Raw genomic sequence first — 26088 nt, 5'->3', positions numbered from 1 at the left:
GATCACATTTTCAGGCTCGTCGGCTTAGGGTCCTCGTCTGGATCCGAACTGTCTACATCAGGGTCGATTACAGCAAGAATATTCGGCATGAATGGATCGGATTTAAGACGGGCAAGGGCGCGAACAAGTGCGTCATTGTTAGGGCGAAGCGCCATGGTCTTCAGGTGGCGATAGAAATTCACCAGGTCTTCGCCAGTCAGGAAAAACAATTTATCGCCTTTGTACACCAGAAGCAAAAACCAGTTGGTCAGGATTTCTGGGATGACTGTCTCGTCGAGAAGAATGCCGAACTGCTGGAAACGATCTGGCCGCGCCGGATCCTGCGAAGTTTCCCCGCCTTTGCGCAGTGATTCAACCAGGTGATACAAGGTCGTATGCACTGATGAATCAGGGGTGCTGTCAGGCAGCGCCGACGGTGTAGACACCAGGATCGCTCTCAGGGTCTGGACCGCCCAGCCTGGCTTCTGGGTCAGATTTGGTAGCTTCAATCTGTCTACGCTGTTGTAGGCGTAGTAGACCGGCAGCCACTCTTCAAGGCGTTCCAACTTGTCATGTTGCGGTTGTTTGAATCGTAGTGCCTGTGACGAAATGATCAATCCTTCACTTCACAACAATAAATTCTGCCTTTCTCGATTTCTTGCCGCAAACCACTGCCTCCTACGTTGTCCGGATACCGTGCGTCACCGCTGAGCGGCTTGTATTAAGGTTCCAGCATGTGGCGCATCGCCGCATGCCAAACCTAAGCGCAGGGGAGCCGGCATGGAAAGATTTCTGATCGTTTTTCGCGGTGGGACCATCGAAGAAGCGGAAGGCCCGCCCCATCATCCCGAGAGCTGGACTGCGTGGTTCGACACGCTGGGCCCGGCGCTGGTCGACCGCGGCGCCCTCAGCCACGGCAGTGTCGAGGTGCCGACCCGCCTGATCGGCCCCAAGCTGAGCAGCAGCGCCTTGTCCGGCTATGCGATCATCACGGCCACCGATTTCAACGACGCCGTCCGCCTGGCGGAAGCCTGCCCGATTTTCGACGAGAAGGGTTCTGTCGAAATTGCGCACTTGCGCTAGGGTTAGGCAAGGGCAGCATGGCTGCGCCCTTACCTGACCTCACCTCGCCGTCCCCGGCTGCAGGGTCCGGATGTGCCCCAGCACTTCTTCGGCACGCCCGTTGCCCACCAGTTCGGCCGGCGTCCTGCCCTCGAATGCCGGCAGCGGCGCGCTCATCCAGGCATTGGCCGCGTCGTCATTCCCGACCACGCCCTTGATCGCGTGCATGACCGTGTAATAGGTTTGCGCCTTGCGCGACTGTTCCTCGAAACGGCTGCGCAGCGCGTCGAGGGAGCCTGGTGTGGGTTGTCCGTCCTGGGTCATGTGAATCCGATGGCTGAATAATAAGAATAGGTCATCATACTCCCCACCGCCGCGTTGGATCGGCCACACTGGCCGGGCGTTTACGCTCGCTTCCAGGCACCGGCCCGCCAGTTCGGGATAAAATCGCTGTTTCGGCCGCTTAAAAACCGGCACCGCGGGCGTTTCCTCCAGGGCGAGCTTTGCTTTTTCCCTCTTGCCCGCTCTCAGGAAACCCATGCATCCATCCCAGACCCTAGCAAAACGCTACTCGAAACGCACCATCGCTGCCTGTGCCCTGGTCGTGCTCGCGGCCTTCGGCGCCGAGGCACTGCGCTGGACACGCGCCGTGCCTGCGCCCTCGGCACTGACGATGGCAGCCAGCGCTGCGCCCGGCGAGGCCAGCCTGACTGAAATCTCGAATTCGCTGATCCCGATGCCGAGGAATACGCCGTCCGCACACGCGAGCGCCCTCGCAACGGTGCCTGGCGGCATGCTGGCCTTCTGGTGGGCCGGCAGCCGCGAGAGCGGGCCCGACGTCAAGGTCTACGCCGCGCGCTCGGTCAATGGTCAATGGGGTGCGCCCTGGGAAGTGGCCAGCCGTGAATCGCTCGGACGGGCGCTGGGGTTCGGCGTGCGCCGGATCGGCAATCCGGTGGCCTGGACGGCACCCGACGGCAAGGTCCACCTGTATGTCGTGGCGACCGGCCTGGGCGGCTGGGCGGCCTCGCGCGTCGTGCACATGGTGTCGCCCGACGCCGGCGTGAATTTCGCGGTGCGCCGGGTGCTTCCGCTGTCGCCCCTGTTCAATACCAGCGTGCTGGTGCGTACGTCGCCGGTTGCCCTGGCCGATGGCGGCTGGTGGCTGCCCGTGTACTTTGAACTCGGCATCAAGTATCCGATGCTGATGGCTTTTGACGCCAATGGCGAACCGGCCCGCCTGGGACGCATCGGCGCGCGCATGTCGACGCTGCAGCCAGCCATCGTGCCGATCTCGAATACCGAAGTGCGGGCCTGGATGCGCGACGCGAGCGAGGAACAGCGCGTGCAGCACGCCTACAGCCGCGATGGCGGCGCCAGCTGGGAAGACCTGCCGGCGCTCGACCTGCCCAACCACAGCACCTCGCTGGCCGCCATCCGCCTCTCCAGCGGAGAAATCCTCATGCTGCACAACCACGTCATCGAGGGCGGTTCTTCGCGCAGCATGCTGCGCCTGTCGATTTCGAAGGACGGCCGCGCTTGGCGCACGATCGACGACATCGCCAGCGGCAAGGCCGGCGACGAATTCTCGTACCCGACCATGCACCAGGTCGGCGACGAACTGCATGTCACCTACACCCACCAGCGCCAGGCCATCGCCTACCGCGCTTACCGGATTCGCACAGGAGAGAGTATCTGATGAGTTTGCCCGATCTCGCATGGCAAATCGCTTATGGCCGGCTGGCCTGGGCCATCGTCGTCGCGGCCATGCTGGTCGCCCTCTGGCCCGCTGCCCGGCGGCTGCCGCGCGGCGTCCTGGCCGCGGTGCTGGCCGCCAGCGCCCTGTCGATGGCGCTGCCGGGCGAGGCCTCGCCCGCCTACTGGCTGGGCCTGGGCTTCCAGTACCCGAGCGGCATGCTGGTCGGTTTGTGCCTGCTCGGGCTGCGCGCGCGCTGGCAGGGCGAAGCGGCAGGCGCGCAGGCAGGCGCGCAGTCAGTTGATTTCATGCCGCTCTCGGTGGCTGCCGCCATCGCAATCGCGGGCACGGCGCTCTACCTCGATGCCATCGGCTGGTTGTCGCAAGGCTATTATTACGCGGGCTTCGGCCCGGTCGGGGCGCCGACCGTGGCGCTGATCGGCACGGCCGGGTGCGCGCTGGCGTTGCTGCGCGGGCGCGGCAGCCGGCAAAACGGCGCGCTGCTCGGTGCGCTGCTGCTGTTCACCCTGCTGCGCCTGCCAAGCGGCAACCTGTGGGATGCCGTGCTCGACCCGCTGCTGTGGGGCTGGGCCCTGGTGACGCTGGCCCGTGCTGCCCTGCGCCGGCTCGCCGGCGCGCCGGCACTGGGCAAGGCCGCCCCGATAGAACAATTTTCAATCAGTAAGGAGTAACAGGTGGCAAACAGGAAATGGCACTCGCATCCGGTAATCCTCATGGCGATTGCCATCAATGTCTTCCTCCTCGGCCTGACCCTGGCCTGGTCGGATGACCAGCACGCGCTGGGACGCGTGCTGGTCGAGGACGGCATCGTCGAATGGATGCAGTTCCTCGCCTTCACGGCGACCGCGGCCATGCTCGGTTTTGTCTTCGTCGAACGCCGCGGGCAGCCGGGAACCTCGAAGTTCGAGCTGCTGGTGCTGGCGGGCCTGACGGCTCTGGTGGCGCTGGCCGCCCTCGAAGAGATCAGCTGGTTCCAGCGCGTGCTGAACGTTACCTCGTCGGAGTTCTTCCTCCAGAATAACCGCCAGGCCGAAACCAACCTGCACAACCTGGCCGTGGGCAGCGGCAGCCTGCACAAGAACGTGCTGCTCAAGCTGATCGTGATCGCCGGCCTGACCCACAACCTGATCCTGCCCTTCCTGGCGCGCAAGCGTCCCGGCCTGCAGCGCTGGGTCGAGCAGATGGGCCTGTACCTGCCGCCGCTGGGCGCGTCCATCGTGTACGTGACGCTGGTCGCCCTGTCGCACCTGCTGGTCGAGCACCCGCGCAAGGGAGAACTGGGCGAAACCTTCGGCGCCATGCACTACATGGCCACCGTGTTCTACGCTTATTTCGTCGGACACAACTACGGCAAGCCGGCCATGTTCGAGGAGGGCGTCGCCAACCGCCGTATTGCGGTGCTGTTTGCGATGGCGATGCTGTTCCTGCTGCTGGCGGGCTGGATGCTGAGCGCGGGCGTGGGCGCGGTCGGCTACTCGTAACGCAGGGCGTCGATCGGATGCAGGTTGGCCGCCTTGGCCGCCGGCATGATGCCGAACACGATCCCGACCACGCTGGAAAAACCGATCGCCATCACGATCGCCCACCAGGGCACGAAGGCATCGGGGAAATTCGGAATCATCTTGGCCGCCCCGAAGCCGAGTCCATAGCCCAGCGCCAGCCCGACCAGGCCGCCGAGCAGCGACAGGGTGGTCGCTTCGATCAGGAACTGCAGCAGGATGTGGTGGCGCTGCGCTCCCAGCGCCTTGCAGATGCCGATTTCGCGCGTGCGTTCGGTCACCGACACCAGCATGATGTTCATGATGCCGATGCCGCCCACCAGCAGCGACACGCTGACGATCCCGCCCAGCACCATCGTCATCATGCTGATGATGCTCTCGAAGCTCTCGCCCAGCTGCGCCGCCGTCTGCACCTTGAAGTCATTGCGCTGTCCGGGTTTCAGCTTGTGCGCCGTGCGCAGCAGGCCGGTCAGGCGGCCTTGCACGGCCTCGAGCTGCTCGATGTCGTCGACGGTGAACGTGATGTTGATATCGAGCTTGCTGTCGTTGCCGGCAATCGCGCTGCCCACCATGAACGGGATCAGCACATAGTCGTCCTTGGAAAAGCCAAAGCTTTCGCCCTGCGCTTCGTTCATGCCGATGATCTTGAACCACTCGCCGCCGACTTCGATGAATTTTCCTACCGGGTTCTCCGGCAGCTGCAGCTTGTCGCGCACCTTCGGCCCGATCACGCAGACCTTGCGGCGCGAGCGGTCGTCGCTGGCGCTGATGAAGCGCCCGTACTGGGGGAACGACTGGCTCGCCTCCTGGTAGGCGGCGGTGACGGCGGTGACCCGGGTAAACGTGGATTGGCCGGCGTGGCGCACGGTGGTGCCGAAGTCCCCGAAAGGGCCGAAGGCCGGCGACACATTGCTGATGTCGTCGATGTGGGACACGATCTTGTCGAAGTCGTTCATCGTGAGCACGTTGCGCTTGCCCTGCATCGACTCTTCGAAGGGCGTGTCGGCAAAGACGGTCAGGCTGTTGGCGCCCAGGCCCTTGAATTCGGCGCTGATTGAGGCCGACAGGCCCTGGATGATCGACACCACGGCAATCACCGAGGCCACGCCGATAATGATGCCCAGCGAGGTCAGGAAACTGCGCAGGCTGTGCGCCCGAATGCTCTGCAGGGCCGAGCGAAAGCTCTCGATGACGCTAAACATGTACGTCCTCCCGCGAGCGGAACGCGGCGCGCTCGGTGTTGACGACGTCGCTCAAGACCTTGCCGTCGGCCAGGCGCACCGCACGCCGGCAATGCGCCGCGATGTCGGGCTCGTGGGTGACGATGATGACGGTTTGCCCTTCCGCGTGCAGGGTGTCGAAGAGAAGCATGATGTCGGCCGCGGTCGAGGAATCGAGGTTGCCGGTGGGCTCGTCCGCCAGCAGGATCGACGGTTCGCTGCACAGGGCGCGGGCAATCGCCACGCGCTGGCGCTGGCCGCCCGACAATTGATTCGGCAGATGGTCCATGCGCTTTTCCAGGCCGACGCGCGCCATCGCCTCTTTCGCCCGGCGTGCCCGCTCGGCGGGACGGATGCCACGGTAGATCAGGGGCTGCATGACGTTCTGCAGCGCCGTGACGCGGGTCAGCAAATTAAAACTCTGGAAAATGAAGCCGATTTCCACGTTGCGGGTAATCGCCAGGTCGGTCTCGCTCATCCCGGCCACGTCGCGCCCGTTCAGGAAATACTTGCCCACGGTCGGGGTGTCCAGGCAGCCGAGGATATTCATCATGGTCGACTTGCCCGAGCCGGACGAGCCGATGAAGGCGACGTAATCGTTGCGGGCGATGTCCAGGTCGATACCGTTCAGGGCGGCAATCGTCTCGCCGCCCATCTGGTAATGCTTGGCGATGCCTTGCAGGCGGATCAATGCGGCGTCACCGCTCATGTCGTACTGGTCGCTGCGGTAGTCGTGGCGGCCGGGGCCTCTGCGGGCGAGCCGGTGACGGCGTCGCCCGGTTTCAGGTGGCGCAGGATTTTATAGGGGCCGGTGATGACGCCTTCGCCCGCTTTCACGCCGGAGAGGATCTGCTGCTGGCTGTCGTCCGAAACGCCGACCGTCACCACGCGCTTTTCCGCCTTGCCGCCGTTATTCACGAACACCCAGTGCTCGGTTTTCACTTGCGCCTTGTCACGCGAGCCCTTTTTCTTGGCCACGTCCGTGTTTTCGTCGTTGTTCGACAATACCGCTTGCAAGGGCAGCGACAGCGACTTGCCGGAACTGGCGGTAAAAATCTCGGCGCGGCAGGTCATGCCTGGGCGCAGCGTCAGCGCCTTCGTGTCGGACAGCTTGACCTTGACGTTATAGCTGCGTGCCAGCGACGCGCCCGCTTGAGGGGTGCCCGGCGTTTGCTTGGGCGACAGGGGAATGATCGCGACTTCGCCCTTGAGCGGCGTATCCGGATAGGCGGCGGTGTGGATCGCCACTTCCTGGCCCAGGACGATCCTGGCGATATCGGCTTCGTCGACGTTCACCTCGGTCATCATGGTGGAGGTATTCGCGATCGTCATCAGGCTCGAGCCCGCAATCGCCACCTGGCTGGCCACGGCTGTCTCGCCGACCTTGATGTCGAGCGCAGTGATGGTGCCGCCGATCGGGGCGCGAATCGTGGTCTTGGCCAGCCGTTCCTTCGACTGCCGCAGGATCGCTTCGGCCTGCTCCAGGCGCGAGCGGCTGTTGCGCAGCTCGATGCGCGCGGCATCGACGGCGAAGCGGCCATCGTCGATGACGGCGTCGGAGATCATCTTGACGCGGTGCAGTTCGACTTTTCTGCGCAGCTGGTTTTCCTGGTTCGCCAGGTTCAGCTGTTGCTGCTCGATATTGATGCGCTGCTGTTTTACTGCAGCTTCCTGCTGCGCCACTTCGGCACGATAACTCTGGTCGTCCAGGTGCAGCAGCAAATCACCCTTGGCAACCTGCTGGCCTTCCTTCACGAAGATCGTGCTGACCTTGCCGATGACTTCCGGCGACAGCAACACCTGCTCCTCGTAGAGCAGGTGGCCGGAGGCGAGCACCGACGATTTGATATCGCGGTAGGCAATCTTTTCCACATCCACCGCACGCGCCGGTTCGGACCGGGTGAATTTCATGGCGACAGGAACACAGAAGATCGCGGCCAGTGCGATCCCGAGGATATGCTGCTTTTTCATGCAACTTTGCTCATTCCATAGGCAAACCACCCGCCGTAGATCAGGGCAAACGGTACCAGCACGACCAGGATCGCGGTCGAGCGCTTCACTTTGGCCCACACCTGGAAGCCGATCACGAGCAGGAAGATGTTCCAGAAGGTCGTCAGGTTCAGGGTGTCCATCAGCGTGGACAGCGGGTGCGTCATGTCGTAATGGAACAGCAGCTGGTTCAGCGACACCGGGTTGAGCTCGGAAAAGCTGAGCTGCCCGCCTGATGCCATCAGGATCTGCATGGCGCCCAGCGGGAACAGCAGGATGGCGGGGACACTCGACCATGCCGCGAGGGCGAAGCCTTTACCGAAGGAGATCCCGTGCGACAGGGCCTTGGACACGATCATCAGGTAGACACCGAGGAGCGCGAAAAAGAGGGGAAGCATCAGCAAGGAACTGACGAGGGAGGAGATCTGCATCATGTTTCTCGACATGAATTTCGCCGCCTGCTCGCGTTCCTCCGGCTTCATGATGGCCAGCATCTGGTCGAGCAGCCAGGCAAAATCGACCATCGAGAAGTACCAGAGCGTGAGCGCAGCCGTCGACACCATCAGGAGGATCGTCGGGAACCAGCCCCTTGGCTTGGCTTCCAGTCGCTGGAACGTCGCGGTCGGCTCGTAGAGCATGGTGGTGAAAGCGCTGGCAGGCGAAGCGCCGACGGTCGGTGCGTTATTGGTCAGTTCCATTTGTATTCTCCCTGGTAACCGCAAGTCAGGCGCGGCGATGGCGAGAATAGCAGTAAATATTGAACGGAAAACTCACCAATTGTTGCCAATACGAAAATATCCAGTGGGGGTGAGGGCGCTGCGTAACTTCTTCAAAAGGACAAAAAAAACCGGGGCCGAGGCCCCGGCAAAGGTCACACCTGTCACCTTATGGGCAATTGCCGATGATGTAGTAGCCGGCCGAGGTCTGCGCCAGCGTGGCCGTGTAGAAGGTGTTGTTCAGTCCCATGTTCTGGTTCGAGCCCTTGGCCAGCGCATAGCCGCCGCTGTCGTGGGCGCGTCCCGCCGTCACGTGGGCGTAGTTGCTGGACGTGGTCGTGGTGCACACGAAACCCGAGCTCGTGCTGCCCGTGACCGTCGCCGAGCGCGCACTTTCTACTCCACCATTGCCGAGTGCCGACACCTGGTAGTTGTAGCTCGTTGCCGCCGTCAAACCGGTATCGGTATAGCCCGTCGATGCCACGGCCGACGCGTTGACCTTGTTGCCGTTGCGGTAGACGTTGTAGCCGATGGCGCCATTCGACGCATTCCAGCTCAGCGCGATGCTGCTGGCGGACCGCGCGCCGACCGCGAGATTGGCCGGGGCCTGGAGTGCCGGCGCCGCGCCCACCAGGAACTGCGCGATGGGGCAGGCGCTTGACGTCAGCCCGGTGCTGCTGTCGGTCGCAGTGACGCTGCCGCTGTAGTAGCCATCGGCGCGCGCCGTGTAGGCCTTGCTGAAACTGGCGCCGCTGCCGGCCGCCGCGTCGTTCACCGGCGTTGGCCCGTTCAGCACCACCTGGTAGCTGCCGATCGTGCCGGTGGCGGCTCCGTTGACCGTGATTGTGGAACCAGAGGCGCTGGCGCTGCACGACGTCATGCTGGGCGCCGCCGCCCGCGCCACGCGCAGGTTGTTCTTGAACCAGAAGTCCATCACGAAGGCAGGGTAGTTCACTTTGCTGGCATCGACATAATTGCCGCTTTGCCCGCCGGCGCCGGCTGGCCAGGCATGGCCCATGCCGGTCACCGCGATTTCCGAGGTGCGCACCTTGCCGTTCGCATCCGTATGGGGAATGTTGCTGCCCCCGGTCGGCACGCTCACCGCCGCGCCCTTGGTATAGGTGCCGCCGTAGGCGATGCGCATGGCCGCCGCGTCGAGCGGGCCGTAGCCCTGCGCCACCGTGTAGTCGTTCGTGCCCCAGATGACGCCTGCGACCTGGGTGGCGAACTGAGGCGCATTGGCGCCGGCCAGGTTCTTGCAGTTGTTGGCGGCGGTGGTGGCCGTGTACCCGGACGGCACCATGCCGATCTGGCTGGTCGAGACGCCGGGCGGCGGGCCGGCGTTGATGCCGAGGCCGGCGAAAATGTCCGGCGCCAGGCAACCCAGGACCATCGTCTCGGCGCCGCCCGAGGACAGGCCGGCGACATACACCTGCTTCGGGTCGATCGCATACTGCGGGTTACTGACAAAACGGTTGACCAGGTCGAGCAGCACGCCCGAGTGCCCGGTGCTGCGGCTGTGCGTGCTCTTCGCCCAGTCCCAGCAGTGCGCGCCGTACAGGTTGCCGGTGGCGTTCGGCGCCAGGATCACGGCGCCGTACGCGTCGGCGGCGCCTTTCCAGTTATAGCCCTTGTCGCCGGTGCCGTCGATGATGTCGCCGGCGGCGGTCTGGGCGCAGCCGTGCAGCACCAGCACCAGGGCGCGCTTGCCGGCCAGGCTGGGCGCGGTCGCGGGCCAGTAGTAATTGCCGGTCAGCGCGCCGCCGTTGACGCTGTCGGTCGCCCAGGTCTGGTTGCCGCTCCAGGTGCCGGGACCGGCCTGGACCTGGGCCTGGGCGCCGGCCCAGGGTAGAAACGCGGCGAGGAGCAAGGCCTGGCGGGCCGCCTGCGGGAAGGAAAATGCCATTGGAGCCTCCGTTGCGTGGTGGGCGAGCGAGGACGCGGCGGCGCAGGAAAGCCGCACCCGGATCGTGACACAAAGGGAAAGACAGAGGAAAGCAGGCAGCCGCGCGAACGCTAGGAGGCGGGCGAAGGAAGGGAATGCATGGCTTGTCTCCGGTTGTCTATTTTATTGTGCGAAGGGAAATCGCCAACTTATTCTAGACCTGGAGAAACTGCGCACAAGCGGCGCGCAGGCACGCCGCTTGTGCGGTTTTGCACAGCAGGGTCCTCTGGCGGCTATATCATGAATCGCGCTGGCTGATCAGCACGATGTCCCCTCGATGCCGGCCAGCCTACGTCCGCATCGACACCGCTATTACGCTGCCTCCCGCAAAAGCTTGGCAGCGGCCACCATGTTCGTCAGCGCGGGCAGGACTTCGGCCCACTGACGCGTTTTCAGACCGCAGTCGGGATTCACCCACAGGCGCGACGCCGGGATCCGCTCGGCCGCTTTCTTCATCAGTTGCACGATGTGTTCCTGCGTGGGGATGTTTGGCGAGTGGATGTCATAGACGCCCGGCCCAATTTCATTCGGATAATCGAAATTATCGAATGCATCCAGCAGCTGCATGTCAGAGCGCGAGGTTTCGATCGTGATCACGTCGGCGTCCATATCGGCAACCGACGCGATGATATCGTTGAACTCCGAATAGCACATGTGGGTGTGGATCTGAGTCTGGTCTGCCACGCCGTTGGCGGCGATGCGGAAGCATTCGATCGCCCAACTCAAGTATTCCTTCCACTGAGCCCTGCGCAACGGCAGGCCTTCACGTAGCGCCGCCTCGTCGATCTGAATCACGCGCACTCCGGCTTTTTCCAGATCCAGCACTTCTTCCCGAATAGCCAGGGCAAGCTGCCTGCATGATGTCGAGCGAGGCTGATCGTCGCGGACAAAGGACCAGTTCAGGATAGTGACCGGACCGGTCAGCATGCCTTTCATCGGCTTCTCGGTCAGCGACTGCGCATAGGTGGTCCATTCCACCGTCATCGCTTTGGGGCGGCGGATGTCGCCGAACAGGATCGGCGGCTTCACGCATCGCGAGCCGTACGACTGCACCCAGCCGAACTGGCTGAAAACGTAGCCTTCGAGCTGTTCGCCGAAGTATTCGACCATATCGTTGCGTTCGGCCTCACCATGGACCAGGACATCCAGGCCGAGCGCTTCCTGTTCGCGTACGCCGCGTTCGATCTCTGCCTGCATTGCCTTCTTATAGCCGGTTTCGTCGAGCGTCCCGGCCTTGAAGGCGCTGCGGGCCCGGCGGATTTCCACCGTTTGCGGGAAGGAGCCAATGGTCGTGGTCGGATACACGGGCAGCTTTAGTCGCTTGGCCTGTTCAGCGGCGCGGCGGGCATAGTTGCTGTTGCGTGTACTCAGCTTGGCGTCGATCTCGGCAACAGCCCTTTGCACGACCGGATTCATCACGCGCGGCGATGCACTACGGCTGGCTAACGCCGCCTGGTTGGCCGCCAATGCCTCCCTCACCGAAGCACGACCGGCCCGCAGCCCTTGCGCCAGCACCCGCAGTTCCTCGAGTTTTTGCACTGCAAAAGCCAGCCAGGGTTTGATCTCGGCATCGAGATTCTGCTCGCTGCTCAGGTCTACCGGAACGTGCAGGAGCGAGCACGAAGGCGCGATCCATAGTTTGTCGCCGAGGCGCTTGGCTAGCGGTTCGAGCCAATCCAGCACCGCAGTCAGGTCGGTTCTCCAGATATTGCGGCCGTTTATGACGCCCAAGGACAGCACCTTGTGGTCCGGCCACAAATTGAGGAGCGGTTGTAGATCATCACGACCGGTGACCGCATCGACGTGCAAGCCTGCCACTGGCAAGTTGACCGCCAAGTAGCGGTTTTCCTCCAGCTGGCCGAAATAGGTGGCGAGCAGCAGCTTGACGCGGCAAGCCTTCAACTGGTGATAGGCAAAATTCAAAGCATGTTGCCAATCCTGAGTCAGCTCGGTAACCAGGATGGGCTCATCGACCTGTACCCATTCCACGCCTTGTTCAGCAAGTGTTTCCAACAACTGTGCGTATACATCGAGCAGGGATGGCAGCAGCGTTAATTTATTGGAATCGTCTTTTGCTTTGCCCAACGCCAGGTAGGTAACGGGGCCGATAATCACCGGCTTGGCTTTGACGCCTTGCCGCTTCGCTTCCCCTAGCTGCTCGACCAGACGTGTGGCGTCGAGCTTGAACTCGGTAGCTGCCGAGAACTCTGGCACGATATAGTGGTAATTGGTGTCGAACCACTTGGTCATTTCACCAGCTGCTACATTGCTGCAACAGGCATGCGGCTCTGTAGCCGACTGCGCCGAACGGCCTCGGGCCACGCGAAAGTAATTGTCCAGCTGATCGCCTTTCAAATTGCTCACGCGCTCGGGCAGGTTGCCCAATGTAAAACTCATGTCCAGCACCTGGTCATAAAAAGCGAAGTCACCCACCGGTACCAGATCCAGTCCGGCCTGGTCCTCCCAGTGGCGCTTGCGCAGTCTGGCCCCAAGGTCTTGCAGGGCATCGCGCGCGAATTCGCCCTTCCAATATGCCTCCAGGGCGAACTTCAGTTCCCGCGTGGCGCCGATGCGGGGAAAGCCGAGATTGTGGACGGTAATCATGGAAAAGATCCTAAATAGTTTTCAGACGGTCATAATAGAGACCGCCATACGATGAAGTAAAATGGTCTTTTTTCACATATCCATGAATATCGCTCATATATCATGCTCGAACGCATCCATCTCGCGACTTTGCTGGAAGTTGAAAAGCAAGGGTCATTGACTGCCGCGGCAGAAGTCCTTCACGTAACGCAGTCGGCGCTCAGCCATAGTATGAAAAAACTGGAGCAACAACTGGGAACGGATATCTGGTTGCGAGAGGGACGAAGCCTGCGTCTGACACAAGCGGGTCAATATCTCCATGTAGTTGCGCAGCGTCTGCTACCGCAGTTCTCGCTAGCCGAGGAACGATTAAGGCAATATGCTCAAGGCGAGCGCGGCACACTACGTATTGGCATGGAGTGCCATCCTTGCTACCAATGGCTGCTGAAAATCGTTTCGCGCTACCTCTCGGCTTGGCCGTTGGTCGATGTCGACGTGAAGCAGAAGTTCCAGTTTGGCGGAATCGGTGCACTGTTTGGGTTTGATATAGATTTGCTGGTAACACCTGATCCATTGTTCAAACCAGGTCTGCATTTCGAACCCGTATTTGCTTACGAACAGGTGCTGGTCGTGCACAAAGAGCACCCTTGGGCAAACCAGGAAGAGGTGGCGCCAGAGCAGCTCAACGAGGAAACCCTGATTACCTATCCTGTTCCGATCGAACGGCTGGACATATACAATATGTTTCTGCTGCCAGCGAACTGTGCGCCACGCAGGCACAAAACAATCGAAACAACCGATATCATGCTGCAGATGGTAGCCAGTGGCCGTGGCGTGACGGCATTGCCCAAATGGCTCGTGACGGACTATGCGCCGCATCTCCAACTTCGTACCTTGCGGCTTGGACCAGCAGGCATCAAAAAGCATATTTACCTTGGCGTCCGCGAATCCGACTACGCCATCGACTACTTGCAATCATTTATCGAGTTTGCGCGCCAGGCAGACCGCTATCCGTTATGAGGCCATCAGTTATCGGATGCGACAAGACTGCGTGGGCCATGTCGCGTCGACGCCCGGATGCCTGACAATTCCCGAATTGCCGGCTTGGCACGAACCGTTTAAAATCTGCTCTGCCGAACAAGGGCAAACGCTAGGGGTCCTGCATGTCGCGAACGCGACCTGCGGGTGAGAAACACCCTCTGAACCTGATCTGGGTAATGCCAGCGAAGGGAAGCATATTGATACTGGCCGTGTGCCGTCTCTCTACACTCCTTCGCTGGCTCCTGCTCAATCCATCGGGAAGCCAACAAGGAGCCACATGAATACCCCTACCCCCAAATTCCTCTCAGCCACCGCCATGGTGGACGAGGCGGCAACCCGCCCAATGCCGAAGTCACGCGGGATCGATGTACAGTATTCGGTGACGACGTCCGCCGGGATCGTCGACCGGGCCAGGGCCGAGCTCTTGCTGTCATGTGTCGTCATCGGCGGCATAACGACGCATAACGTCGCGCAGGAAATCGGCGTTGCAGTGCACGAATTGGCAGGCCTGTTTACATGACGGAACGGCGCGGACCGATGAAAGTCATCGTACTGGGTGCGGGCGTGGTGGGAACGGCGTCCGCATGGTACTTGCGGCAGGCAGGGCATGAAGTCACGGTGCTCGAACGCCAGCCTGGCCCCGCGCTGGAGACGAGCTTCGCGAATGGTTGCCAGATTTCGGTTTCGCACGCCGAGCCCTGGGCCAATCCCGCCACCTTGCTCAAGGTATTGCGCTCGCTCGGGCGCCAGGACGCGCCGTTGCTGTTCCGCCCGCGCGGCGATCCGCTGCAATGGCGTTGGTGCCTGCAATTCGTGCGCGAATGCCAGCCGGCGCGCGTTGCCGCCAACCTGAGCCGGATCGTCGCCATCGCCGATTACAGTCGCCGTAGCCTGCGGGCCCTGCGTGCGGAAACGGGGATCGAATACGACAGCTTGGCGCGCGGGATACTGCATTTCTATACCGACCAGCAGGAGTTCGACAGGGCCTGCCGCGCTGCGGCGGCAATACGTGAACTGGGCTGCCCGCGCGTGACGATCGACGCCGACGAGGTGGTGCGCATCGAGCCTGCCCTGGCCGCGGCGCGCGCCAGGCTGGTGGGCGGCGACTTCACCGCCAGCGACGAATCGGGTGACGTCTACAAATTCACGTCGCAGCTGGCAGCAAAGGGTCAGGCGGCCGGCATTCGCTTCCGCTACAACATGACCGCGACACGCATGCTTGCCGAGGCCGGTAAAGTCACCGGCGTGGAAGTGATCGATGGCGAAGGCAGACATCAGGCGCTGCATACAGACACCTTCGTCGTGGCCCTCGGGAGTTTTTCGGCCACGTTGCTCGCCCCGCTGGGAGTCAAGCTGTTGGTCTATCCCGGCAAAGGCTATTCGGCAACCTACCCGATCATCAGCGCGGCTGCAGCACCGACCGTGTCGCTGACCGACGACGGCCACAAGCTCGTGCTGTCTCGGCTGGGATCGCGCCTGCGCGTGGCCGGCACCTGCGAATTGAACGGGTATTCGCGCGCATTGGACACCATCCGCTGCGAGGCGGTCACGCGCCGCGTGCGCGAACTGTTCCCCGAGGCCTGCGACTACGATCGCGCAAGCTACTGGGCGGGCCTGCGGCCGCTGACGCCATCGAACGTACCGTACATCGGCACGACACGCTATGCCAACCTGTACCTTAATACCGGGCACGGCACGCTGGGATGGACGATGGCTTGCGGCTCCGGGCGGGCGCTGGCCGATATTGTTTCGGGCCGCAGGCCTGAAATCGAGCTCACATCCTGCGGTGAATAGCGTGGTTTTGTACCGGCAGTCAGGCAAGCGCCCGGGCGCCCATGCATGGCGCATGAGCGCTCGGGTCTACGGACAGCGAGCCCAGGCGAGATGACGGTCACTGTCACTCATTCCATCGGGTTGTCCCGCCGCTTTCTGCCCGCCCGGAAGTCACACTTTTTCTTCATCGGAGGTCCGTGCTTGCTACGCGTTTAGAACGAGTGGCGCACGCCGACGTTGAACACCGATGGATCGGCACCGAAGGCGGTGGCTGGCGGGGCGAAGGTGCCGCCGGCCGAGGTCAGGCCGAAGTTGCCGGTGCCGTTGTTGTTTACGCGGGCGTAGGTGCTGTACAGGTTGGTGCGCTTTGACAGGGTGTAGCTGTAGGCCAGCGTGAAGCCCTTGCCGCGGCCGTTGCCTGCCTCCTGGCGCTGCTGGTGGGCGGCGACGAAGAACTTGTTGGCGCCGAGGGTGTAGTTGCCGCCCAGGATCAGGTACTTGAACTCGTTGTTCGGGCCGGTCAGGTCGGCCTCCGAATAGCTGCCGCGCACTTCGAAGGCGCCGAAGGTGAGGCCGGCGCCGAATGCGAACTCCTTGTCGTCGCCGGTGGCCAGGCGCTCGACGCGCTGGTAGCCGGCGCCCACGTACACCGGGCCGTTGCGGTATTCCAGCGCGGCGCCGGCCAGGTCGCCCGACGGTTCGCTCTCGTTGCGCTCGCCTGCGCTGTACGCGGCCAGGCCGGTGAAGCCGGCGATGGATTCGCTCTTGTAGTTGACCGAGTTCGACAGGCGGCGGGTCAGGCGGTTGGCGCCGAAGCTACCCAGGTTCGAACCATAGAAGCCATGGCCGAGCGGGTCGCTGGCCTGCACCACGGCCGCGATCGGGCCGTATTCGCGGCCGACGGTCACGGTGCCGAACGCGCCTTGCAGGCCGACGACGGCGCGGCGCTGGAACAGGCCGGCGGCATCCTGCGCGCCAGTGTCCAGGGCGAGACCGGCTTCAAAGTTGAAGAGCGCCTTCAGGCCGTTGCCCAGGTCCTCGGTGCCGCGAAAACCGATGCGGCTGGTGGACTGGGTGCCCGAGCTGATCACGGTGCGCGCGCCCACGCCTGGGGCATCGGTGTCTTCGCGGCCGACCGAGGCATCGGCAATGCCGTAGATCGTCACGTTGGTCTGCGCGTGGGCCGCCAGCGGCAGGATGGATAACAGGGCGATGGCAAGGCTCGTCTTCTTCATTGATGCTCTCCGGTTGTTGATATGGGGTTTTCCGAAACGCCGTTCTCGTTGTCTTTCAGGACAAAAACGAGCAGTTGCAAAACGCTAACGCTACCAGTGCATCTGTGATAATGCCACGAATCATTAGCTCTTTACTTATTCGGTTTCCGTGAAGCATGTGCGCTGGGGCAAAATTGCGCATGATTCACCACAAAGCTTTGCCCCAAACCTGTGATCCTGTTGTTTGTAGGCGACGGATCGGCCGAGTTCCTGCCCCTGCCGCAACTCAAAAGTACGGTAGGGCTGATGCGAAATTGCCCCCAGAAGGGGGGCGGATGCATAAAAAACCGGGGCACGCGGCCCCGGTTCGATAATCATGGCGGGATGGCCTCAAAACTTGAAGTTGGCCCGCGCGTAGTAATAACCGCCATTGATCCCGATCGGCGAAAACGATGGATAGATCGTGACCGCCGAATTGTCGAGGTTCTCGCGCTGGATGCGCAGCACCTCCGGGTTGATCCCGTCCGGGTACTTGTTGAAGAGGTTGTTCGCGCCGACCGCCAGCGTCCAGGCCTGGCTGATCTTGTACGCCGCCTCCAGGTCGGTCACCGCCAGGTTGCCGATTTCGGTCTTGTAATAGGTGGCGCCGCCGTCCGGCGACTGCATCTCGGACGATTTGCCGTAGATCGCTTCGCGCAGATTGACCGTCCATGCGCCTGACTTCCATAAGGCGCCCAGGTTCAGGCGCAGCCTGGGGGACGCGGTTTCGATGTCCGAGATCGCCGTGGTGTCGAGCAGCAGCTGGGGCTGCAGCTGGATTGGCGCCTGGTTGACCTGGATGACCTTGACCACGTTGTAGTTGGCCGCCGCCGACCAGTCGACCCGGCCGTAGCCGCCGTAGTTGCTGCTTTTGGTGGCAACGAATTCAAGGCCGCGGCTGCGGGTGTTGACCGCGTTCGAGAAGATGTTGATGCCGGTTTCGACGACCGTGGGGTCGAGCACGTTGCCGTTGGCGAGGATCGCCGCCGTCACCGCCGGCGAATTCACCGCGCCACCCGAGCCGTACAGGGCGCCGCTGCCGACGATGCGGTCGCGGATCTTGATCTGGTAGGCGTCGAGCGTGACCGTGAGGCCGGGGGCGGGGTTCAGGACCATGCCGGCCGACAGGTTGGTCGAGGCTTCCGGTTTCAGGCCGTCGATGCCGACCAGGCGCGCGCCCGGGGAGTTAGGCGCCAGCTGCACGAAGGCGCTGCGTGGCGAGACGTTGGTGGCCGAATAAAAGGATTCGGCCAGGGTCGGGGCGCGAAAGCCGTTGCTGAAGGTGCCGCGCAGGGCAAAGGCCGGCGAGAAATCGTAGCGCGAGGTCAGTTTGCCGACCCTGGCGCTGCCGAAATCGCTGAAATGCTCGTAGCGGCCGGCCAGGTCGACCGTCAGGTTCGCGACCGGCTGCGACGAGACGTTCACGTAGAAGGCTTCGTTGTCGCGCTCATGGCGGCCGGCGTCGGTCAGCAGGAAGCCCGGATAGGATTGCGAGCCTTCCTTGTAGCGCGAGGCCGGGTCGCCGGCGACGATCTCGTAGGTGTCGCGACGCTGCTCGAGGCCGACCGCGAAGTTCAGCGGCGCGGCCCAGCCAATGTCGAACTCGCGGCTGAGGTCGAGGTTGTTGGTCCACTGGCTGGCCCGGAATTCGCCGGCCTTGAACACCGTCGGCGAAAAGCCCGTGTCGGCGAACAGCGAGACGTTGACCGAGGTGTCCACGCCGACCTTCGTGACGTCCTTGCCGTAGGTGCTGGACAGGTCCCATTTCCAGCCGCCCAGCGTGCCCTTGATCCCGGCGGTCAGGGCGGCATCGGTTTCGTCGAAGGTTTCGAGCGGGCTGAAGCCGAGCGGATAGACGGCGGGAATGCGGCTCGGCATGCGGTAGTTTTCAAAGGCGCGCGCCCGCTTTTCGCCATAGGTCGCGAAGCTGTAGAAGCTGGTGTCGGCGCCGATGTCGAAGCCGAAGTTCATCGCCCCCACGTGCTGGCGGTACTGGGCGTCGCCCTGGATCCGGTTCAGGTAGGGGTAGCCGGGCGCCTGCAGCAGCTGCGGCTGGGCCGCGAGCGTGGCCGGGTCGTTCACGCGCGGGTCGATGCCGCCGCGGTTGGAAAAGCCGTGGTATTTCGTTTCGGCCGTCAGGCTCAGCCAGGCCGATTCGAAGGGCGCCAGGCCGATGTTGGCGCTGGCATGGCCGGTATGCCCGCCGCCGTCGTGGTAGCCGCCGCCGTTGATGTTGCCCGACAGGCCGCTGTTGTTGGACTTCAGGATGATGTTGATGACACCGGCGATCGCATCGGTCCCGTACTGGGCGGCGGCGCCATCCTGCAGTACCTCGACATGGTCGATCGCGGCCAGCGGAATGTAGTTCAGGTCAGCCGCGGCGCCGCCCTGGAAGGCGCCGCCCAGCACGGCCAGGTTGGCGGTGCCGTGGCGCCGCTTGCCGTTGACCAGCACCAGCGTATTGTTCGGGCTCAGGCCGCGCAGGCGCGCCGACAGCGTCATCGCCGCCATGTCGGACCCGAAGGCCTGGATCGTGAACGAGGGCAGGTTCTGGCCGAGCGCCTGGCGCAGGTCGGCCTGGCCGGTGCGGTTCAGGGAGGCGGAATCGAGCACCTGGATCGGCGAAGCGCTGTTCTCGACTTTCAGGCCGGCGGCACGGGTGCCAGTGACGATCACGACGCCGGTGGTGGTGGGGCCGGAGAGCGCGTCCGGCGCCGGCATGTCGGCCATGGCGACCTGTACTTCCTGGGCGAACGACAGGCCCGAGTGCAGCAGGATGATGGCGGCGGCGCCTTGTTTGAGTGTGGCCTTGAGCATGGATACCCCTGTTTGGTGAGCGATAGTTGAAACCCGGTGGTCGGCGCGGTGGCCGGCGATCTGCGGCGCTGCGGGCAGGCTTATTTTTTGGCGGCGACCACCTCGATCTCGATCAGCCATCCGGGGTTGCTGAGCGCCGCCACCTGGAACACGGCGCGCGCCGGCAGGTTGGGCTGGGCGCCGCCGAAGAACTGGGTATAGCCTTCCATGAAGCCGGCCACGTCGCCCTTGTTGCCCTTGGCCGGGTCGCCCACGATGAAGACCTGCATCTTGACCACGTCGCCCATGGTGAGACCCATGCCGGTGAGGATGTCCTTGATCTTGTTGAGGACACCGACCGTCTGCTGCCGGGTGTTGCCGAAGGCGGCCAGCGAGTCGCCCGGGGCGCCCTTGTCGACCACCGGCGGCACTTGGCCGCTGATGAAGTGGATGGTCGCGTTGGGCGGCAGCGTCACCGCCTGCGCGATCGGAAAGTCGGAGCCGGGGATCTTGTGGCGCACGATGTCCTGGGCAGTGGCGGGCCCGATGGCGGCGCACAGGAGTGCGGGAGCGAGCAGCGTGCGCAGGGAGGGGATCAAAAGGTTTTTCATGGTGGTTCCTGTCGTAGTGGGAAATCAGTGCTTGTTGCTCAGGCGCGCAGTGCCGGCACGCGCCGCCTGCAGCGAGGCGCGCAGCGCCGCGACCTCGCTGTCGGGAACGGCCCCGGCCCCGTTGCCCCAGCTCGCGCGGGCATAGCTCAACACCTGGGCGATGTCGGCGTCGGACAGGCTGGCGCTGAAGTCCGGCATGCCGCCGCGTCCCTTGAGCAGGACCGTGGCCACCTCGGCCGGCGGTCCCTGCACCAGCGGGTTGCCGGCCAGTGCCGGAAAGGCGCCGGGAATGCCCTTGCCGTTGGCCTGGTGGCAGGCCGCGCAGTTTTTCTGGAACAGCGCCTTGCCGTCCTGGCCCTGGGCGCTGGCGGCGCCGGGCTGCAGCAGGGCGGCGCAGGCGAAGGTGGCAACGAAGAATCGGTAGAGGTTCATGCCTGGGCCCTCGCATGGATGCGTTCGATCTGCTGCCAGGCCGACTCGATGGCGCCGGCCTGCCAGCCCGTCAGGTAACTGAGGTGCTCGCCCGCGAGCAGTACCCGGCCTTCGCCTTCGTGCAGGAGCGGGTAGGCTGCCTTGCGGCTCTCTTCGGTCCACTCGGCCCAGCCGCCGAGGTTGTACTGAACGCGGTGCCAGGCCACCGAGAAGGCGTTCTCGTAAGCGTCGCGGTAGGCGGGGAAGATCTGCTGGCCGGCCGCGAGGGCGAACTCGGCGCGCTCGGCCGGGGACAGGGCGCTGACTTCGATGGCGTCCAGCATGTAGTTGTAGTAGCCGAGCAGGACACCCTTTTTCTGCTGCCAGTTCGAGGACGGCACCGAGATCGTGTTGATGCCCTTCAGGTCGGTCAGGATGTGGCCGCCGTAGATCTGGTCGTCCTCTTCCCAGAAGCGGCGCTTCATCTGCAGCCCGATTTTCCCGACCGGCATGTAAGTGACGGCTTGCACCGCCGTCTTGAAGCGGCTCGAAAAATCGGTGTCGATCATGCGCAGCACCGACAGCGGAAGCGTGCACAGGCAGTAGTCGGCGCTGACCGCGGACAGCTTGCCGCTGGCCGTGTCCTTCACCGTGACGGTGACCTTGCCGGCGTCCTGGCGCAGGGTCTGCACCTCGGCGCCATAGCGGATCCGGCGGCCCACGCGCTGTTCGAAAGCGCGCGCGATGCGGTCCATGCCGCCCACTGGCTGGAACATGGTGTTTTGCATGGGGAAGTCCTGTACCGCGCTGTAGACCTTGCCGACTTTCGATGCGAGCAGGTCGCCGAAACCGAGCGGATCGGAGGCCTGGCCAGCGCCGGGCTGCATGCCGGCGCCCGGGTTGACCCGGAAGCCGCGGCCGCTGCGGCCCTTGTAGCGCAAGTCGCCGGCGTCGAGGTGGCCCTCGTTGGCAAGGTAGTCGAGCAGCAGCTCCTTGTCGGCCGCGTTCACCTGCTGGTCGAGCTGCCTGTTCTTGACCGACTTGGCCAGCAGCTCGGCGACGTGGCCGCGCATGTCGGACTTGACCTGGGCCGGGCGCAGCCGCTGCTTCGCCAGCGGCCCGCCGTTTTCAAGGTAGATCCAGGCCTGGTCGTTATCGTTGACCATCACCTCGAGCGGCACATTGAACAGCCGGGTGTAATGCAGGGTCGAGCCGTGGTGCATCGGGATACGCCACGGGCCATGGTTGATGTAATGGCCCGCGTCGAACTGGCATTCCTGGACCTCGCCGCCGAGTTCCTGCAATTTGAAACCCTTGCGCGCCGTCTGGCAGCGCCCGCCGGCAAAGCTGCGCGCCTCGAGCACCTGGCAGTCGTAGCCCAGCTTGCCCAGTTCGAAGGCCGCCGTCATGCCGGCCAGGCCGGCGCCGAGGATCAGCACTTTCTTGCCTTTGCCGCTGCCGCTCAGGACCGGGGGCGCGCTGACGCGCGAGGCAATCCCCATGCCCCAGGCGTTCATCGTGTTGAGCAGCAGGGCCGAACCGCCGAGGGCTGCCGTCCGGTACAGGAAATCGCGCCGTGTTAATGACTTGTTCGGACCACCCATATGTCACCCCTTTTCATGTTGTATATAAGCAACATATAGCAAGGGGCGTGCCATGGACGCCCGGTGCAGGGGGAAGAAGGCCTCTGAAAATAATGTCTTTTTTGCGATGCAGCATCCACTGCAATGGCGCGTACAACAATGTCCTTGTTTGCTGAACGCAGCAGGATGGCCGGCGACGGCGTCTAACCCGTCCGGAGAACACACTTTATTTTGCGGATCACACTATGTTTTTCAGCAGACGGCAGCAGTCGGACGATGCCTTGAAACGTAGCTGGGCAGCGCAATTTGGTGCGCTGCACCAAATTGCGTCATTACGCACTGCAATAGTATTTTTCGATGGAAATGCATCGCTACAGCACACAGCGCCTCCCGGCTCTGGCGAAAGGCTCAGCCTGGTGGGAACGGCGTATCTTCCCTGTCGATCCAGTAGCTGAATTGCCCGTAGGTCGGGGCGGTGCTGCGGCTGGCGCCGAAGTAATCGACGAGCATCTGGCGGTAGGCATCGCGCCGCGAGAATGCCTCGTGGGTGGCGGCGTAACGCAGGACAGCGGCGCGCATCGTGGCGCGCACGGCGGCATCGGCATTCAGCCCGGGCGAGCCCGATTTACTGGGCCTGCCGCGCTTGACGTCGGCATTGGCGGCACGCGTCCTGCCGGGCGCGCCCGAGTTGGCGTAGTCGGGCAGCAGGGCGTCGGGATGCTGCCCGCGCTCCCAGTAGCGGCGCAGGTAGCGGTAGATGGTCGGGTGCGAGACGCCATGCGCCGCACTGCAGGCGGCCACCAGGCGGGCCCGCAGGCGCGGGTCGAACAGTGCCGGCTCCTCGCGTATGAGCGTGCTGACGATGGCCCATGCATTCGCGCGCAAGGCCAGGTAGCTGGGGGGCAGCGTGGATAGATCGATCGCCTGGCGCAGCGGATCGTGCGGCACCAGGCGCGCGTGCCGCTCGCGCACGTCGGCCATCAGCTCCGCGGTCGAGGCGGCGCGCGGTAACGCATTGGCCACGCCCACTTCATAGGTGTAGGCCAGGGCGGCGGCACTGTCGATCCACAGGATCCGCAGCGTACGCGGCCGCTCCCCGGCGTAGTGCAGTACATCGTTTCGAAGCAGCATCCGACGATCCTTCTCGCGTTGAGCTCATCCGTCAGGCATGCAATTTTCAAGCCAGCCGATGCGGGAAAAAGCGGGTGCAAAAAAAACCGGGGCACGCGGCCCCGGTTCGATCTGCTGCATGCTGCGACGGTTACTCGCGCATCAGCTCCGCGATCATCTTCACCGGCGCGTTGCCGTAGCTGAGGAACTGGTCGTGGAACTGCTTCTGGTTGAAGCGCTCGCCGAGAAGCTGGCGGCGCTGCTCGCGCAGCTCCATGATCTGCTCGTAGCCGCTGAAGTAGCTGGTCAGCTGCACCGACGACAGCTGCACGCGGCGCCACTTTTCGGTCGCTTCCTGGCGCGTCTGGAAGGCCTGGCGCGTCAACAGGTCGAGCGCTTCTTCGCGGCCCATGCCGTTCACGTGCACCGAGTAGTCGAGGATGGTGTTGGTGACGCTTCTCAGGTTCCACTTCGAGTACATCAACCACATCTCGGGCGCATTGCCGCCGTAGCCTGACTCGAGCATCATGCGTTCGCCATACACGGCCCAGCCCTCGACCATCGCGCCGTTCCCGAACAGCGACTTCACCAGCGACGGCGAACGGTTCGCATGCACCAGCTGGGCGTAGTGGCCGGGAATGGCTTCGTGGATGTTCAGGATCTGCAGGATCCATTCGTTGTACTCGCGCAGGCTGCTCTCGGCCTGTTCCGCGGATAGTCCGTCGAGCGGCGTCACGTTGTACCAGGTCTTGTCCTTCGGGCGGTAGGGGCCGGGCGCGTCGATGCTGGCGCCGGCCACGCCGCGCTGGTACATCGGCGTTTCGCGCACTTCCAGCGGCTTGCCCGGGTCGAGCGTGAGCAGGTCGTTCTTGATTACCCAGTCGTGCAGCAGCGGGATCTGGCGGCGGATCTCGGGGAAGAAGTTTTCGCGCGCGACGTGGCGGGCCGACAGCTTATCGATCAGCATGCCGATCTTCTGGAAGCGGTCCTGCGGCATTTTCGTGCCGGCCATGTAGCGCGGCCAGAGTTCGTCCGCAATCGTATTCATGCGCGTGAGGAGTTCTTCGCGCGCGGCCAGGGCCTTGCGGAAGGTCTGCTCGGCGCTGCTGGCCGACTGGATCTCGAGCGCGAACTTCTGTTCATACAAGGCCTTGCCGATCCTGAACGGGCGCGCCTTGCCGCTTTGCGACTGCGTCTTTTCCAGGTTCGTCAGGAAGTCGACATACGCGACCACGGCGGCGCCGGCGTTGGCGATGCGCTGCGCGAAGATCGCCTTTTCCTGGGCATTCAGGATCGAGCTTTGCGCCGCCTGGCCGAGGTCGGCCAGCACGACCAGCGTGCCCGGCGCCTGCGCGATCGCCAGCTGGGTGTGCTCGCGGGTCGGGTTGGCGATGGAGCTTTGGGCCGCCTGGTAATAGGCCGGCACGTTCGCCAGGCGCTTGAGGATGGTGCGCAGGCGCTGCGGCTTGGCGGCGTACTCGGTGTTGAGGATCAGGTCGAGCGGCTGGGCGATGTTATACAGCGCCGGGTTCCACTCGAACTCGCGGAAGGTCGTCAGGCGCCAGCGGTCCGTTTCCAGCTTGTTGACCAGGAGCGCGAGGTCGGTGCGCTGGCGCGGCGACAGCTGGCGCGTGTCGATCTTGCGGAATTTTTCCAGCCATTCGTTCGCGAACGCGAGCTTTTTGGCGCGCGTGGCCTCGTCGGGAATGGTCAGGTTGGCGGCGGCCTCGAACTTGCCGACCGCGATGCCGCCTTCCGGATCGACGCGCCACAAGGCGGTGAGGTACTGCATGGCGAGCGAATCGGCACGGCGGTCGAGGCGCTTTTCGTTCGATGCCGGCGCCGGCGCTGGCGCTGGCGCTGCCGATGGCGACTCCGCTTGCGCGGTTGCTGCCACGGCGCTTGCGGCGGCAGCGGTTGCGGCTACAGCGGCGGCGGCCTTGCCCTTGCCTTTGCCCTTCGCTTTCACTGGCCCTTTCGCCTTCGCGACGGCCTTGGCCTTGGGGGCGGCCACGCGCTTGGCGGAGGCCTTCGATTTGACCACCTTAACCGCTTTCGGCTTGGAGGACTTGGTCTGCTTGGCACTGGCGGGCGCCAGTGCGAGGCTGGCGATGATGGCTGCCAGCGCGAGTTTCGTTTTGATCATGTGTTCGGCCCGTAAATATGGAGACATCGGGTGGGCGGCGCGCCCTTGTAGAGCGCGACAGCGCGCCAGATTAGCATTTTTCGCGCCCCTTGCGCGCCCTCCGGTTTGTAACAAATGTTGGGCCTGGTGCGGCCGACAGCCAGCGCCTCCGGCACCCCCATCAGTCGACGATCCCCGAGCGGATCAGCTCCTGGTGGCGCGCGTTGAGAGTCGCCACGGCCTGCTTGCCGCGCGCGATATTGGTCAGCACGATTTCGCTGCCCCGGGTAAAACGGTGGCCGATGCGGATCGTGTACGAGCCGGTGGCCCAGCTCTTGAAACCGTTGATAAACGTCGCTTCGTCCATGTCGCGCCACTTCACGCCAGTGATCCCCTTTTTCCAGGGCAGCACGCCCGAGTGCACCCAGACGCCGAGGTCGTCGTAATACAGCTGCACGCTGCGCACCTGCAGGAATTCGTAGGCCACCAGCAGTGCCGAGAGTACCAGCACCGCGAGCGCGGCCAGCTCGTGCCACAGGAAGGCTGCCGGCAGCGCCACGCCGAACAGGAGCACGGCCAGCGCCGCCACGCCGGCATAGGCCAGCCACGACTTGACGCCGATGACGTGGGCCTGTGGAGAGGCAGGCGCGTTCTGTTCTTCCATGATGGTGGTGT

23 protein-coding genes and 1 riboswitch are annotated in these 26088 nt (G+C 63.6%); of the genes, 7 read left to right on the top strand and 16 right to left on the bottom strand.

Features of this window, described 5'->3' with window-relative positions; genetic code table 11:
- Positions 1–2: 2 nt before the first annotated feature.
- Entirely contained in the window at positions 3–545 is a 543-nt protein-coding gene (locus tag ACFPN5_RS08780) for a hypothetical protein (protein ID WP_379782206.1), read from the bottom strand.
- A 214-nt stretch (positions 546–759) separates the two neighbouring features.
- Here ACFPN5_RS08780 and ACFPN5_RS08775 point away from each other — a divergent pair, with 214 nt between their 5' ends.
- Complete coding sequence (locus ACFPN5_RS08775; protein WP_379782204.1) at positions 760–1062, top strand: YciI family protein; 303 nt, start codon at positions 760–762, stop codon at positions 1060–1062.
- A gap of 39 nt (positions 1063–1101) precedes the next feature.
- Here the strand turns inward: ACFPN5_RS08775 and ACFPN5_RS08770 are convergent, their stop codons facing one another.
- On the bottom strand, positions 1102–1365 hold the full coding sequence (locus ACFPN5_RS08770) for an MbcA/ParS/Xre antitoxin family protein (protein ID WP_379782202.1): 264 nt from the start codon (positions 1363–1365) through the stop codon (positions 1102–1104).
- A gap of 214 nt (positions 1366–1579) precedes the next feature.
- On the opposite strand from ACFPN5_RS08770, the gene ACFPN5_RS08765 reads away from it, so the two are divergent.
- Genes ACFPN5_RS08765 through ACFPN5_RS08755 form a run of 3 tightly spaced genes read left to right on the top strand, consistent with a single transcriptional unit; the run spans position 1580 to position 4239 of the window.
- Positions 1580–2740, top strand: coding sequence for a sialidase family protein (locus tag ACFPN5_RS08765; protein WP_379782200.1), 1161 nt, complete (start codon positions 1580–1582; stop codon positions 2738–2740).
- Positions 2740–3429, top strand: coding sequence for a hypothetical protein (locus ACFPN5_RS08760; protein ID WP_379782198.1), 690 nt, complete (start codon positions 2740–2742; stop codon positions 3427–3429). Before ACFPN5_RS08765 ends, ACFPN5_RS08760 begins: the two co-directional genes overlap by 1 nt.
- A gap of 3 nt (positions 3430–3432) precedes the next feature.
- Complete coding sequence (locus ACFPN5_RS08755) at positions 3433–4239, top strand: hypothetical protein (RefSeq protein WP_379782196.1); 807 nt, start codon at positions 3433–3435, stop codon at positions 4237–4239.
- Here ACFPN5_RS08755 and ACFPN5_RS08750 read toward each other — a convergent pair.
- The 6 genes from ACFPN5_RS08750 to metE all read right to left on the bottom strand — a co-directional run bounded on the left by ACFPN5_RS08750 (position 4230) and on the right by metE (position 12731).
- Positions 4230–5459 carry an ABC transporter permease gene (locus ACFPN5_RS08750; RefSeq protein ID WP_379782194.1) on the bottom strand — a complete coding sequence of 410 codons (1230 nt, stop codon included), beginning with the start codon at positions 5457–5459 and terminating at the stop codon, positions 4230–4232. The genes ACFPN5_RS08755 and ACFPN5_RS08750 overlap by 10 nt on opposite strands.
- Positions 5452–6186 carry an ABC transporter ATP-binding protein gene (locus ACFPN5_RS08745; protein WP_379782192.1) on the bottom strand — a complete coding sequence of 245 codons (735 nt, stop codon included), beginning with the start codon at positions 6184–6186 and terminating at the stop codon, positions 5452–5454. Before ACFPN5_RS08745 ends, ACFPN5_RS08750 begins: the two co-directional genes overlap by 8 nt.
- On the bottom strand, positions 6183–7448 hold the full coding sequence (locus ACFPN5_RS08740; protein WP_379782190.1) for an efflux RND transporter periplasmic adaptor subunit: 1266 nt from the start codon (positions 7446–7448) through the stop codon (positions 6183–6185). The genes ACFPN5_RS08745 and ACFPN5_RS08740 overlap by 4 nt, the downstream gene beginning before the upstream one ends.
- Positions 7445–8164, bottom strand: coding sequence for a YIP1 family protein (locus ACFPN5_RS08735; protein ID WP_379782189.1), 720 nt, complete (start codon positions 8162–8164; stop codon positions 7445–7447). The genes ACFPN5_RS08740 and ACFPN5_RS08735 overlap by 4 nt, the downstream gene beginning before the upstream one ends.
- Before the next feature lie 187 nt (positions 8165–8351).
- Complete coding sequence (locus tag ACFPN5_RS08730) at positions 8352–10088, bottom strand: extracellular catalytic domain type 1 short-chain-length polyhydroxyalkanoate depolymerase (protein WP_379782187.1); 1737 nt, start codon at positions 10086–10088, stop codon at positions 8352–8354.
- Between the two features lie 351 nt (positions 10089–10439).
- Positions 10440–12731, bottom strand: a complete 2292-nt coding sequence (metE, locus tag ACFPN5_RS08725; protein ID WP_379782185.1) for a 5-methyltetrahydropteroyltriglutamate--homocysteine S-methyltransferase — start codon at positions 12729–12731, stop codon at positions 10440–10442.
- Between the two features lie 102 nt (positions 12732–12833).
- Between metE and ACFPN5_RS08720 the strand changes: the two genes are divergently transcribed.
- From ACFPN5_RS08720 to ACFPN5_RS08710, 3 genes are all read left to right on the top strand, one after another.
- The gene (locus tag ACFPN5_RS08720) at positions 12834–13730 is read left to right on the top strand and encodes a LysR family transcriptional regulator (protein WP_379782183.1); all 897 of its coding nucleotides are present in this window, start codon (positions 12834–12836) and stop codon (positions 13728–13730) included.
- A 122-nt stretch (positions 13731–13852) separates the two neighbouring features.
- Positions 13853–13959, top strand: a riboswitch (TPP riboswitch).
- Between the two features lie 69 nt (positions 13960–14028).
- Complete coding sequence (locus tag ACFPN5_RS08715) at positions 14029–14271, top strand: beta/alpha barrel domain-containing protein (protein WP_379782181.1); 243 nt, start codon at positions 14029–14031, stop codon at positions 14269–14271.
- Positions 14272–14288: 17 nt separating this feature from the next.
- Positions 14289–15545 (top strand): D-amino acid dehydrogenase, encoded by a 1257-nt coding sequence (locus tag ACFPN5_RS08710; RefSeq protein WP_379782179.1) that lies wholly within the window; start codon positions 14289–14291, stop codon positions 15543–15545.
- A gap of 191 nt (positions 15546–15736) precedes the next feature.
- Here the strand turns inward: ACFPN5_RS08710 and ACFPN5_RS08705 are convergent, their stop codons facing one another.
- From ACFPN5_RS08705 to ACFPN5_RS08670, 8 genes are all read right to left on the bottom strand, one after another.
- Positions 15737–16759 (bottom strand): porin, encoded by a 1023-nt coding sequence (locus tag ACFPN5_RS08705; RefSeq protein WP_379782177.1) that lies wholly within the window; start codon positions 16757–16759, stop codon positions 15737–15739.
- Between the two features lie 369 nt (positions 16760–17128).
- Positions 17129–19594: a TonB-dependent receptor plug domain-containing protein gene (locus ACFPN5_RS08700; RefSeq protein WP_379782175.1), complete on the bottom strand. Its 2466-nt coding sequence runs from the start codon at positions 19592–19594 to the stop codon at positions 17129–17131.
- 80 nt (positions 19595–19674) lie between these two features.
- Positions 19675–20184 (bottom strand): RidA family protein, encoded by a 510-nt coding sequence (locus ACFPN5_RS08695; RefSeq protein ID WP_379782173.1) that lies wholly within the window; start codon positions 20182–20184, stop codon positions 19675–19677.
- A gap of 24 nt (positions 20185–20208) precedes the next feature.
- Positions 20209–20616, bottom strand: coding sequence for a c-type cytochrome (locus ACFPN5_RS08690; RefSeq protein WP_379782172.1), 408 nt, complete (start codon positions 20614–20616; stop codon positions 20209–20211).
- Positions 20613–22199: a flavin monoamine oxidase family protein gene (locus ACFPN5_RS08685; RefSeq protein WP_379782170.1), complete on the bottom strand. Its 1587-nt coding sequence runs from the start codon at positions 22197–22199 to the stop codon at positions 20613–20615. The genes ACFPN5_RS08690 and ACFPN5_RS08685 overlap by 4 nt, the downstream gene beginning before the upstream one ends.
- A 387-nt stretch (positions 22200–22586) precedes the next feature.
- Positions 22587–23309 (bottom strand): hypothetical protein, encoded by a 723-nt coding sequence (locus tag ACFPN5_RS08680; RefSeq protein ID WP_379782168.1) that lies wholly within the window; start codon positions 23307–23309, stop codon positions 22587–22589.
- Positions 23310–23439: 130 nt separating this feature from the next.
- Positions 23440–25434 (bottom strand): DUF885 domain-containing protein, encoded by a 1995-nt coding sequence (locus ACFPN5_RS08675; protein WP_379782167.1) that lies wholly within the window; start codon positions 25432–25434, stop codon positions 23440–23442.
- A gap of 160 nt (positions 25435–25594) precedes the next feature.
- Entirely contained in the window at positions 25595–26077 is a 483-nt protein-coding gene (locus ACFPN5_RS08670; protein WP_379782165.1) for a hypothetical protein, read from the bottom strand.
- Between the last annotated feature and the right edge of the window lie 11 nt (positions 26078–26088).

Origin of the sequence: Massilia niabensis (genome assembly GCF_042655085.1) — a bacterium.
GTDB lineage: Bacteria > Pseudomonadota > Gammaproteobacteria > Burkholderiales > Burkholderiaceae_D > Telluria > Telluria niabensis.
This window is presented reverse-complemented; position numbering and strand designations above follow the sequence as displayed.